Consider the following 12,141-nt stretch of genomic DNA (forward strand, 5'->3'; position numbering starts at 1 on the left):
AAAAAACACCACAATATTTTTTTCATCTAAAAAGTCTCCAAAATATCATAAGCCGTATTGCGTTTTGCTGGAATCTCATTCACATCTTTAATCAAAGAAATCATTTCTGCTTGATTCATAGAATTCCTAGCCCCTGCTGCTGCGACGACATTTTCCTCCATCATTGTGCTACCTAAATCATTAGCCCCAAAAAGCAAAGCCAATTGCCCAATATAAGAACCTTGCGTAACCCAGCTACTTTGGATATTTTGAAAATTATCTAAAAAGATTCGGCTACAAGCCAACAATCTCAAATAACGATTTGATGAAGCCTTATGAATCTCTGGAAATTCCTTTTGTAGTGGAGTAAAGGCTGGTTGAAAACTCCACAAAATAAACGCCCTAAAGCCATTTGTCTCATCTTGCAAATTGCGGATTCTCTCCCAATGCTCTATAATATCCAAATCACTCTCCACACTTCCAAACATCATTGTAGCAGTACTTCTCATACCGATTTTATGAGCTTGCCTATGGACTTCTATCCATTCATCAGAATCCAACTTTTTGGGTGCAATAATATCCCGCACTTTATCACTTAGTATCTCCGCTCCCGCTCCGGGAATTGAAGCAAGTCCGCATTTTTGCAATCTTTTTAAAACTTCACTAATAGAAATTTTAGAAATTTTAGCAATATAATTAATCTCAATAGCAGAAAATCCATGCACAGTAATTTGAGGATATTTTTGTGAAATATGAGAAACCAAATCCTCATACCATTCAATTTTTAAGCTTGGATGAACACCACCTTGAAACAAAATCTGCGTCCCACCTATGCTAAGCAACTCTTCAATTTTTTGATCAATTTCATCAAAGCTCAAAATATAAGTTTCATTTTCGTTAATTTTTCGCTTAAAAGCACAAAATTTACAATCCACCCAGCAAATATTAGTATAATTAATATTTCTATCCACCACGAAAGTTGTGATATTATCAGGATGCAATTGTTTTTTGATATTAAACGCCATTTCCCCTAATTCTTTCAAAGAGGCATTTTGCATCAAATCAAGAATCTCATCTTTGCTCACTCGAGGTATTTTGACATTCACAATTGCTCTATCCATCTTTTCTTTTATTGTCATCTTAAAATCTCTGTCCCATTGTAAATTCAAAGGATGAAGTATCATCACCCCTTTTTGCATCTAATGCTTTAGGAATAATAAAAGTAATCGCACCTATGGGAGAAATCCATTCCAAAGCCACCCCCACAGAACTGCGTTGAATCTGTGTAATTTTATCTTCACCCAACATACCATAATCATAAAACGCACTTACCCTCATTTGCACCGTTTCAAACAATCCATAACTTAACTCAACTGAACCATACAAAGTCTGATTCCCACCAATCCTCACGCCATATCTATCGCGTGGAGTTACGGAATTGCTTTGAAAACCTCTTAATGAATTTACACCTCCAAGATAAAATCTCTCATTAATCGGCACATACCCATTATCTTCGATATATCCAAGCTTAGAGCGGAATCTAAACACCAAATCCAAATCCGTCCATTCTTCTAAAGATTTGAAATAATATAATGTTCCAAAATATTTAAAGAAGTCTGCATCTCCACCAATCCCAGCATACTCCAATGAACCACTTAGTTTCCAACCATTTTTAGGGAAGAAATAAGAATCTGTATTATCAAAATACAATCCGGGAATCACAGAAGATTTAATGTATTCTCCCATATAATAACGCTGATAGTAAGGATTATCAAATTCGGATAATTTAGATTTTTGGTAAGTATAGCCCAAACTTGCCTCTAAAGTATCAGTGATTCTACGCCCACCAACAAGACTAAATCCTTGTGTAATCTCTCGGTAATCATAATCCACATAATCTGTTTGATAAATATCGGTTGATAGACTATAATTGCTATCCAAAACTGCTGGATTATAGAGATTCAAGCGATAAGAAGTTGAAACCTCACTTTTATCAAAATAAAGTCCAGCTGTTAATCCTGTCCCAAAAATATTTCTATCTTTAATGGATGCACTTCCCATAATCCCATCATAGCTTCCATAACCTACACCAAAAGTAAATTCCCCGGTTTTGCCCTCTTTAACATTGACCAGCAAATCTACATTTTCTTCATCTACACGCTTCTCTTCAATATCAACACTATCAAAACCGCCCGTTCGCATAATTGCATTCTTAGAGCGTTGAATCTTACTCATCTCGTATTGATCACCCGGCGCTAATAAAACATTTCTACGAATCACCCTATCCAGCGTTTTTGAATTTCCAGAAATCAAAACATCTCGCACCTTTACCTTGCTACCAGGCTGAATATAATAAATCACCCTTACTTCGCCATTTTCTTGATCTTTATCCAAATCTGGCGTTACACGCGTAAAGGCATAACCTAAATCCCCGATTTTATATTTCAACGCTTCTACATCTTTACGCATTGTGCTAATATTAAATTCTTTCCCCTCTTTTAAACGCACAATATCATAAAGTTCTTCTGTTGCAACCACATCTTCTTCTAAGACAATATCCACCCCAGAAACCTTATAAAGCTGCCCTTCTTTGATATAAAAATCCAATTCTGCATTATAAGTAGTAAAGTCCGTGCGCAAAAAAGGTGAGCTTACCTCGGCATCTAAAAAGCCCTTTTGCATATAAATATCTCGGATTCTAAGGGCATCATTTTCAATCTCATTAACCTGCAATTTACCGCTATTAAATCCCCACATCCAACCCAAAAAATCGCGTTCTTTATTTGCAGTAGAAGATTCGATTCGAGAGACTTTTAGCTCTTCCCTACCATAATAATTTGCCTTGCGGATAATAATCTCTTCACCCTTGTTTATTTCCAAAGTTACTTTGAGTGCATTTTGAGAAATTTCTTCTGTTTTTACTTCTACAACCGTATTATAAAATCCTTGCGATTCCAAAAGCGAAATAATTCTTTTGCGAGTGTTGGCGATTTTTATCTCATCATAAACATCGCCCTTTTTTAAGCCAATTTCCTGATCCAATACTGCTTGTTCTTTCCCTGCACCATATCCACTGACAACCAAACTTGCTATAACTGGCTTTTCTACAAAATGATAAGTTAAGATTCCATTTTCTTCTGTAATCCAAATATCTTTAAAATATCCCTGCTCATAAAAACGCAAAATACTCTTATCAATGCTATCTATATCCATCGCTTCATTGATTTTAATACCTGCAATTTCATTTGCTATTAATGGAGAAATATAATTTAACCCTTCATATCGAATCTCTTTGATTGTGGGCAATTCTGCCGCATTGAGATTCGATGACAAGGCAAAAGCAGCCACTACAAAAGATAATGTCTTTGAAAAAAATCTCATTATAATCTACACCTTAAAAACATAAAAAATTTTTGGGATTATATCCTTTTTGAGTTTAAAGCTAACAAAACCACAACAAATAATATATAATTTCATAAAAAAATTAATGGAAAAGATTATGCAAGCTGGAATTATAGGTTTAGGATTGATTGGTGGCTCTTTGGGATTAGCCCTCAAAGAAATCGGAATGTTTAAAAGAATCGTGGGATTAGATAGCAATGAAATCCATTTACAACAAGCACTTTCTTTGGGGCTTGTTGATGAAGGGGTTGATTTAGATGAAATTAAACTTTGCGATGTGATTTTTCTTGCAACGCCAGTGGAAGCGATTTTGGAGATTCTACCTCAATTAGTTGGAGTGGCACCGCACACGACCATAATCGACTTAGGTAGCACCAAGCACCTCATCTCCCAAAGCATTCCCAAAGAAATTCGCAAAAACTTCGTTTGTGCTCACCCAATGAGTGGAACAGAAAACTTTGGACCAAAGGCTGCCTTTAAAGAATTATTACCCCATCACATTATCGTCTTAACAGATTTAGAACAAAGCGGTGAATTTCAAGCAGCAATGGCAAAAGAAATTTTCATCGCTCTTAAAATGAACATCATCAAAATGGATTCCAAATCGCACGATAACCATGCTGCCTTTATTAGCCATTTACCCCATATCATTAGTTATGCACTTGCAAATACTGTGCTTTCTCAACAAAACCCAAAAGATATTCTTGCACTTGCAGGTGGAGGCTTTAAAAGTATGGTAAGAATCGCAAAAAGCTCCCCAAAAATGTGGAGTGATGTTTCCAAACAAAACAAACAAGAATTATTAAAATCCTTTGAAGCCTTTCAAAAAGAACTTGATTTTGCAATCAACCTTATACAAAATGACAAATGGAAAGAACTAGAAGAATGGATGGCAAAAGCAAATTCTCTTTATGCAATTTTCTAAGCTTATAATCTTACACCTAAGAAGCAGGGGATTTCTTATTTGGAAGTTGATAGATTAGCTTGATACAAACCATAAACACAATCCCTTCCAAAAGTGCTGCAAGAATAAAAGCATAATATTCTCCGGTGCTAATAGCATTAAACTGCTTACCAAGTTGTGCGGTGGCTACCAAAAATGTCAAAGGCATTGAATGGCTAAAGGCAAAGAGCAAGGTATTTTTCTTACTTTTAAAATATTTTCCATAAGCAATAAACGCTGCCAAAATACGCAAAAAGAGCATACAAACAACGATTAAAACTACTTTTTTTAGAATCTCAAGATCGCTCAAAATCAAAGAAATATCCAATGTGCTCCCAGTATAAACAAAAAACAATGGGATAAAAAAGCCAAACCCAAAGTCATTTAGCTTATCTACCAAGCCTTTTTGGTAATGAAAATAAGTCGCCAAAATTGCTCCTGCCAAAAATGCCCCAAGCACAGCCTCTAGCTTCAAAAGGCTAACAATTCCAATCATAATCAACAATAACATAGCCGAAAAACGAATATCTTGATTTTTGGTAGAATCTTTTGGAATCGCTAAGAATTTTAATGTAGGAAACCACCAAAATATAATATTTGCGATTTTCAAGATTCCAACAATAGCCCCCAAAAACAACAATAAAGCCAACAAAGTCTCATATAGCTTAAAGGACAATCCATAAGAATACGCACCATTTAAAATAACCAAAACACCAATACTTACAAGCTCCCCCAAAATCCCGACACTCAAAGCAAGATTCAGCCAAATTTTATCCTTGCCATAATCTCGTATCAAAGTCATAATCATACCCAAGCTCATCACAGGAAAAGCCGCCAAATAAATATAAGAAAGCTCAAAAATAAGCACAAAAACAAAAGTTATGCTATACAAAATCAAAAAATACAAGCCAACTTTTTTGAGAAAATCTTGACCCATTTTTGTAAAACTTTTGAGATTCACCTCCAAACCACACAAAAACATCAAAAACAAAAAACCAATATGGGCAATTAGCTTCAAAGATTCAGAATGTTCAAAAAAACCAAAATAATAAGCCAATGCTCCAAGCAAAATCTCTACCACCACTAAGGGCAATCTCGTAAGTGTGCTAAAAAATGGAGCAATAACAATTAATAATGAAATAACTCCAAAGGCAATGATAGTTTCCATAACAACTACAAAATCTCCTAAAAATTTCAAAAGTATAACAAAAGCTTCTTGAATTTAACAGCCCTTTGTCTTTTACACCAAAAAGACCAAATAACAATCAAAACACTTCTTAACCACTCAAAGAGCGTTCAATGCTTATCTTCACTTTAAATTCAAAATTTTCCTATAAACCCTTTGTATTTCTCATTTTCAGCACTAATAAATCTCCACAATGCCCAGCATTGCCCCTCAATTATCTCATTGATTGTCAATGTTTTTCCTTTGTATTTTGTGCAAGCATTCAATCTTTCTTTGATATTTTTTAAAATCAACCTACGACTCTCCAATGTCAACAAGCCGTTTATATCTACATTTAACTCTTCATTGCGATTAATCATAGAAACAATAGTTCTATCCACCACAAATGCCCGAAACTCTTCTATCAAATCAAAACTAAGTGTAGGCTTTTTGCTATTTTGGATATGTAAAAATGATATATGTGGATTAAGCCCTGCTTTAATGATACTTGATTGAATAGAGCCATGAAGAATCGCATAAGCATAATTAAAAGAAGCATTCAAAACATCTTTAGCATTCCTTTTTATCCTATGAAAGTCCCTAAATTTAGCCATATGTCTAAATGTATTCCAATACAAAACAGCACATTTACCCTCAATTCCCATAAGTTGCTTGATATTTTTTGCCATATCTAGCTTTTTGATATACCTATCTAAATCCAATATTGTTTGATTAATAATATTATGATATTTGCTCAAATACTTAAGATAGTTACGCTGATTTTTAATCTTAGAATAAATAAACTCTCTAGCAAGGAAAATTTGTTTGGGCGTCCCTATAATACCAGCTTGCATAGTAATAATTTTTGTCATAGCAGGATTATATGCCACTAATTGTGCGTATTGAATATTATTTTCTATAAAATCAATTTGTATCTTAGAAGTAGCACATTCCTTGATAAAATTGCTTGACAAATTAATTCCAAGCGTTTCTATGACAACTCTTTTTACAATATATTTTGGAATCTTTTTGATGATTTTCCCCTTTTCTTTAAGGATAAACATATTCTTTGAAATCCCTAAAGATACTGTGGGGCTATTGATATGAAGGGTTTGCATTTTTATCTATTTTTAAAATACTCACCAAGGCTATTCATACTTACATTTTCACTATAATTACAACTTTGGCGCCTATTTTTTTGCTCCTTTCCATTGCGACGCTTATTTGTCTTACTCAAATCCCCTTTAATATCTCCAAAATCCTTTAATTCCATATAATTATTTTCTCTATTAAGCTTCCTAGAAAACTCTTTCAAGTCCCTAGCTCCCTCACTCTCTCTTGGATCAATCCCTTGAGAGTTTTTAAAACACTTCACAAAAGATTCTATACACTCTCTTTGTTCCTCATTACTCAAACCCCCAATCTCCAAAACACAATCTCCATACCCATAAGGTTTTGCACCTCCAATCTTATAAAACTCCCCATTCTCTTCTTTTAAAAAGGTTAAAGCCAGCACCAAAAGCCCTAATTCTTCTTTTCTAAGATTAAAATACCGCATTTTGCCAACAAACTCTACATTTTCTTTAAGCGGAGTGATTTTAGTCTCTATGTTGCTATTACCATTGCTAAAAGGCTTGTTCATTATCGCTTTACGTGGCGGATAAAATTTAATCCCACTTAGCCTTGCTTCTTTATCATCATAGGTTAAAAGCTTGCTGCTTTCCCTATTTTGCTGCAAATAAAAAGGATAAAAGGTCGCCCTAGGCTCACTTAAAATGATTGTTTGAGGCATTTCAACTGCATTTGTAGCACTCTCTGTAATTTCAAAATGCGAAAAACTCACTCGCCCTTTGAGTGCACTATCAGAATCTCCCGCACTCTTTTTTGAATCAGCACAAAAACCAAAAATCCTTTGTATCATATCTAATTTATTTTCTTGATAATTAGGAATTTGTCGATGCAAAATATCTAAAATCGAATTTTCATAAGGCAATTTATAAAGCCACGAAAGTCCAAAATGTTTTATTTCGCCTTTTTCATCTTTCTGAAAAAATACTGGAACCTCTTTTCCTTGTTTTAAAATTTTGCTCCATCGTTTTTTCCAATTCTCATTTTCATTTGGCAATCCAATATAATACGCGTCTTTAAATGCCTTAATCTGTTCTTGTGTAAGCTCTATTTGATATTTGCTATCCTCTTTATTTTTAGTTTCAGGATTAATTGCAGGATTAATTGCTGGAAATAAAAACTCAGCAGTTTTTTTACCTACATTACCGGTAAAAACAAGAACCATACCATCAAGATTATGCGAAATCATAGGAGTTTTTTTACCTACATTACCGGCAAAAACAAGAACTCCCAATGAAGTATGTAAACCTTTATTAGCTTCCTCTAATATATGATATTTTTCATAAGCTTTTGCACAATTTTTAATATTTCTTGCCAAGTTTTCGTCAAAAATATCTGCGAGACTCTTTTTATCGCTACCTTGCTTTGAAAAATAACGAATGCGATTTGAACCATCTTTTGCCTTTCCCACATCGCGGATAAACCACTTCTTACCCTTTGCATAAAGCCAACCCATATAAATTTTATTGCTATCCATTGCTTTTTCTTGATAAGTGTGATTATCTAAATCCCTATAAGCCAATGTCTTATTTTCTATCTCCAAACGAGAATGACTTAAAATCCTAACAATATTCTTTATCATTCCTTTAAAAGAGCTTCCAGGAATATAAAATTTTCCATTGTGACTAAAAAACTTTCGAGCTCTATTAGAATCTTCATTTTTCCCTTCAAAATCCCCAATAAAAATTTTACTTTTCGCTTTTACTTTTATTTCTATAACCCCACTTTTTGGATTTTCACTAATAGGTTTATCAAAGCAAATATCCTCTCCTTTAAAACCACCAAAATCCGGATAAAAAATCTCTTTAGGCAGCGAAATAAAACGATAAGGCGCTTGTGCTGTTATCTCTATTGTTTTTTCTATTCCTTTTTCTCTACGAGACGCCTTATAAGTCTTCCCAAAAATCCCTTTATTTTCCATTGTTACCCCTTACACCAAATCCACTAAAAAACAAATATTTAAGCTCCAAACTCTCAAAACCCAAACACTCTTGATTTTTCACATCTTCCCAAACCTGAGTGATTTTTGCTATTCTGCTATCTCCCCTCACCAAAAAACAATTTTCATTTTTATATTCACTAGGAATTTGGCTCAAATCCACCTCAAGCACATAAAATTTTCCATTAATAAAGTTAATCTTAATACTTTTTTGATGATCGCTAAAACCTGCCTCTAAAATAAAATTTTTTCCATTATGTAAATCCTCCCATTTTTTAAGCTCTTCAAAAATTTCCACACCATCATCACTCATATTCACATACCCTTCAAGATTCTTCCCCAACCCTTTATAAAATACTTCTAATTCACCTTGATCAAAAACCTTTGTTTCTACCCATTTATTCATATTTCTACTCCATTTTTCAATACTTTTCCACTAAAAAATCCATGCCCTTTATTACCTAATCCCCCTAATGCCAACATTCCATTGGCAACATCTCTCAAAGCATTTTCAAAAGCTTTGATTGCTTCTTGCTTGATATTTCTTTCTACCCAAATTTCAATCTTAAATTCTTCATTCACACTTTCTACTTTCTCTTGAAAAAGAGCTCCATTAATCACCCCACCACGAAATGAATCAATTTTATTATGTGCAAAAATCTTTTGATTTTCATTATTTGTGAGATATAAATCACTCATTAAAATTTTTCCTTTTGCACCCTCCAACTCTCCTTCTGACCCAAAGATTTCTCTCACTTCTTTAACATCTTCATTATTTGCCATATTATAATAATAAGTCGTCCTATGAGAAATTGCACCTTTAATAGAACTTGCAGGAATCAAAATCCGCTTACTTTTCTCACTCAAATTTTCTTCTTGATAACATAAAACCATCTCATAACTTCCGACGCAATCCACTTCATCATCACATCCTCCGCTACCAAAAATGAAAAAATTCTCCGCTTTTAAATGCAATTCATACATATCATATTTTTCCAACTTGCATTCTTGAGGACAATATTCCCTTTTTAACTCTTGCGTCCCATTAAGCGAATTAGCAAATTCCACATATCTTTTGGAATTCACCTCAAATTCATCATAACTAATCTTCAATATCTTAATTACCCCAAAACCTTTTGAACTTCCACTGCCGATTCTAAAAGTAGGCAAATTCAATAAATCCAACAACAAAAAGAATCTCTCTTCATCTTCTGAAGTTTCACACAACATTTCAATACCAAATTTAAACCTTGTCCCTGCAAACACTACTTCATTATCTCTTTTGCTCTTATCTTTGGCAACCCCTTTTTCTGTGATTGCCGTATTTTGTCTCTTAGGCAAAATATTAAAAAGTTTCAAAAAATCCGTCTTTTCTAGCAATAAATTTTCATAAACTTTATTTTGATTATCTAGCAAAAGTGCGTTAGTAAAAATTACTTTGGAGCCTTTTTGACAACTATCCCCAAAAACCTCATTCACTTCCCCCAAATCCTCTTTACCGCAATTTTTTAGAAATTCCACCATACTTTTTCTCAATACACCTGCTAAGGATGTCCCAAGAATCATAGGCAACCCATTCCAATCTCTCATAATCGGAGAATCTTGCAAAAAATCATAATTACTTGAACCCACTTTCAATGCTGTTTTAGCTTCAAAAACTATATGTGCTATTAAATGCTTATTACTCATAACTTCTCCCATCAAAAAGCCTTTGGTGCTTGAATTGCCAACAACTTCCAAAATTCCAAATTCTCTTTTTCTAATTTTCCTATCAAATCCCTTTCACAATCTTCATATTGTTTTTTAATCCTCTTATCTTTACTTTTATAATCTCGATAAATATACTCCTTAATTTTTTCCTGCCATTCTTCCTTAGAAAATTCTAAAATCATACGAATATTTCCCCATTGTGAATTGCTAATTGACTTTAATTTTTCCTTATTTGATTCAATAAAATCACTGACTTGATTGCCGATTTCATCTTCTTGCTCTTTTTGCTTCCTAGCTTTCAACAAAAACTCTATCAATTCTGTTTTTACTTCCCTTGCAGCCTGTTCCTTTTTTACCTCAAAAGTCTTACTTTTAATATCTCTTAGCAAAAATATAGGATTTACCAAAACTTTTCCATACCCTTCATTTAAATATCCACCAATCCCATTTTTCAAACTCTCTAAATCGCTTTTAGAAACATTTTCAAGTGCGATAACACTTCCTTGTGTAATAACATTTCTTGAATGATCCCATCTCCTACGTTTAGAATTAAAAGGCTTAAAGCTTCTTGTCCGTATCTGACATTCCTCCCACTTAATTTTTCCACTACTTAACCCCAAATTCTCAATACTCGGTATCAATGTAGATTCTCCATTCTCAAAAAGAGCAATCTCAGAATCTGCATAAAGATAAACAACCCCATTTTTAGAATCTTCTTGTGAGATTCTAAAAACATTCTCTCCTTTTGTGCTTTCTATTCTTTTAATTTTTACCTTTCCATATTGTGCATTTTTAGAACGCCCAAGATACTTTATTCCTTCAAGTGCTTCAATAATCTTATCCTTTTCTCTTATGCTTCCATCAATCTCCACATAAAACACCCATTGACTATCACGCTCCAAAGAATAATATCCAAACATCTTAGAATCTTCACTTTTGCGTTTTTGGCTATCATAAGCACTTTTTTGGTGATATTCATTCCCCAATTCAAAAAAACACAACAATTCATCTTGTAGCACAAAATACCCTTCTCTTTTTTGTTTAACTTGTCCATATTGCATTTTTTCTGGATTTAAATGGGCATTAAATACTTTACTTGCATCACCTTTAGAATGATAAAAACTAAAAGGCACTCTCAATGCTCGTTTGCCTTCTACATAAGGAACAGCTTGAGAAAATCTCACTTTAGGGGTATGAAAAATCTCAAAAGATTCACTAAATCTTTCATACTCTCTTGCCACAATCCCCAAAAAAACAGATCCACTCACAAAATCCAATGTATTACTAAATCCCTCTGTATTGTTACTTTTATTTAACACTACATTTTCTAAAAATTCCATTTCAAAATACACTCTTTCCATTATATTCCTTCATTGATGATAATCTCACATCTTCCAAGCCCACGAGTACGATTCAAACCAATTCTCTTAATTGATTTGAGTGCATTTTGCATCAAAAACACAAAGTCTTGTGGAACATTATTAATCTCTCCATAAAGTACAAGAGGTATCACCACTTCAATTTCTCTCAAACTCCCCTCCTTTGCTCTCCCATTTTCTTCAATAGCCGTGCAAGATACAAAGGTTTTCAAAAACTCTTGTAAATTTTCTTTTTGGATTGTATATGCTTCATCTTTGTCCAAAACAGCATCGCAAAAATGACAAACTCCCTCGCATTCCTCTTTGCCAAAGCAAACCTCTTCAAATTCCTTATCAAAAACAAATTCTCTAGCCAAGCCTTTGATAGTTTTTCCGGGCACAAATGGTATTCCAACCCTATCTAGCAAAACACCCGCGTCATATTTTGAGCCGCCACTCATTCCATTGCTACAATGCCAAAAATCTAAAAATCTTATTTTATATTTTAAATTCACTT

Annotated in this window: 10 protein-coding genes; 1 reads left to right on the forward strand and 9 read right to left on the reverse strand. The window is 33.7% G+C overall.

Going from position 1 to position 12,141, the window contains the following annotated elements:
• Positions 1 to 26 precede the first annotated feature (26 nt).
• The gene (locus EL247_RS07560) at positions 27 to 1,148 is read right to left on the reverse strand and encodes a dehypoxanthine futalosine cyclase (protein ID WP_371258001.1); all 1,122 of its coding nucleotides are present in this window, start codon (positions 1,146 to 1,148) and stop codon (positions 27 to 29) included.
• Complete coding sequence (gene bamA, locus EL247_RS07565; RefSeq protein ID WP_065828335.1) at positions 1,120 to 3,360, reverse strand: outer membrane protein assembly factor BamA; 2,241 nt, start codon at positions 3,358 to 3,360, stop codon at positions 1,120 to 1,122. Before bamA ends, EL247_RS07560 begins: the two co-directional genes overlap by 29 nt.
• A gap of 118 nt (positions 3,361 to 3,478) precedes the next feature.
• Between bamA and EL247_RS07570 the strand changes: the two genes are divergently transcribed.
• Positions 3,479 to 4,306: a prephenate dehydrogenase gene (locus tag EL247_RS07570; RefSeq protein WP_054195118.1), complete on the forward strand. Its 828-nt coding sequence runs from the start codon at positions 3,479 to 3,481 to the stop codon at positions 4,304 to 4,306.
• 16 nt (positions 4,307 to 4,322) lie between these two features.
• On the opposite strand, the gene EL247_RS07575 is transcribed toward EL247_RS07570, so the two are convergent.
• From EL247_RS07575 to EL247_RS07605, 7 genes are all read right to left on the reverse strand, one after another.
• Positions 4,323 to 5,492 carry a cation:proton antiporter gene (locus EL247_RS07575; RefSeq protein ID WP_104745551.1) on the reverse strand — a complete coding sequence of 390 codons (1,170 nt, stop codon included), beginning with the start codon at positions 5,490 to 5,492 and terminating at the stop codon, positions 4,323 to 4,325.
• 152 nt (positions 5,493 to 5,644) lie between these two features.
• Positions 5,645 to 6,553 carry a CRISPR-associated endonuclease Cas1 gene (gene cas1, locus EL247_RS07580; protein WP_232019752.1) on the reverse strand — a complete coding sequence of 303 codons (909 nt, stop codon included), beginning with the start codon at positions 6,551 to 6,553 and terminating at the stop codon, positions 5,645 to 5,647.
• A 56-nt stretch (positions 6,554 to 6,609) separates the two neighbouring features.
• Positions 6,610 to 8,538, reverse strand: a complete 1,929-nt coding sequence (locus EL247_RS07585; RefSeq protein ID WP_104745553.1) for a TIGR03986 family type III CRISPR-associated RAMP protein — start codon at positions 8,536 to 8,538, stop codon at positions 6,610 to 6,612.
• Complete coding sequence (locus tag EL247_RS07590; RefSeq protein ID WP_104745554.1) at positions 8,528 to 8,962, reverse strand: TIGR04423 family type III CRISPR-associated protein; 435 nt, start codon at positions 8,960 to 8,962, stop codon at positions 8,528 to 8,530. The genes EL247_RS07585 and EL247_RS07590 overlap by 11 nt, the downstream gene beginning before the upstream one ends.
• Entirely contained in the window at positions 8,959 to 10,257 is a 1,299-nt protein-coding gene (locus tag EL247_RS07595; RefSeq protein WP_232019753.1) for an RAMP superfamily CRISPR-associated protein, read from the reverse strand. The genes EL247_RS07590 and EL247_RS07595 overlap by 4 nt, the downstream gene beginning before the upstream one ends.
• The gene (locus tag EL247_RS07600; protein WP_104745556.1) at positions 10,257 to 11,627 is read right to left on the reverse strand and encodes a hypothetical protein; all 1,371 of its coding nucleotides are present in this window, start codon (positions 11,625 to 11,627) and stop codon (positions 10,257 to 10,259) included. The genes EL247_RS07595 and EL247_RS07600 overlap by 1 nt, the downstream gene beginning before the upstream one ends.
• The gene (locus EL247_RS07605) at positions 11,627 to 12,139 is read right to left on the reverse strand and encodes an RAMP superfamily CRISPR-associated protein (protein ID WP_104745557.1); all 513 of its coding nucleotides are present in this window, start codon (positions 12,137 to 12,139) and stop codon (positions 11,627 to 11,629) included. Before EL247_RS07605 ends, EL247_RS07600 begins: the two co-directional genes overlap by 1 nt.
• Positions 12,140 to 12,141: the final 2 nt, after the last annotated feature.

It is taken from the genome of Helicobacter pullorum, from assembly GCF_900638355.1.
In the GTDB taxonomy this organism is placed as follows: Bacteria; Campylobacterota; Campylobacteria; order Campylobacterales; family Helicobacteraceae; genus Helicobacter_D; species Helicobacter_D pullorum.

Bases quoted from the DNA above. Each gene is read 5' to 3' on its own strand.
- bamA (WP_065828335.1), bottom strand. From the start codon at position 3,360: ATGAGATTTTTTTCAAAGACATTATCTTTTGTAGTGGCTGCTTTTGCC.
- EL247_RS07570 (WP_054195118.1), top strand. From the start codon at position 3,479: ATGCAAGCTGGAATTATAGGTTTAGGATTGATTGGTGGCTCTTTGGGA.
- EL247_RS07575 (WP_104745551.1), bottom strand. From the start codon at position 5,492: ATGGAAACTATCATTGCCTTTGGAGTTATTTCATTATTAATTGTTATT.
- cas1 (WP_232019752.1), bottom strand. From the start codon at position 6,553: ATGTTTATCCTTAAAGAAAAGGGGAAAATCATCAAAAAGATTCCAAAA.
- EL247_RS07585 (WP_104745553.1), bottom strand. From the start codon at position 8,538: ATGGAAAATAAAGGGATTTTTGGGAAGACTTATAAGGCGTCTCGTAGA.
- EL247_RS07590 (WP_104745554.1), bottom strand. From the start codon at position 8,962: ATGAATAAATGGGTAGAAACAAAGGTTTTTGATCAAGGTGAATTAGAA.
- EL247_RS07595 (WP_232019753.1), bottom strand. From the start codon at position 10,257: ATGGGAGAAGTTATGAGTAATAAGCATTTAATAGCACATATAGTTTTT.
- EL247_RS07600 (WP_104745556.1), bottom strand. From the start codon at position 11,627: ATGGAAAGAGTGTATTTTGAAATGGAATTTTTAGAAAATGTAGTGTTA.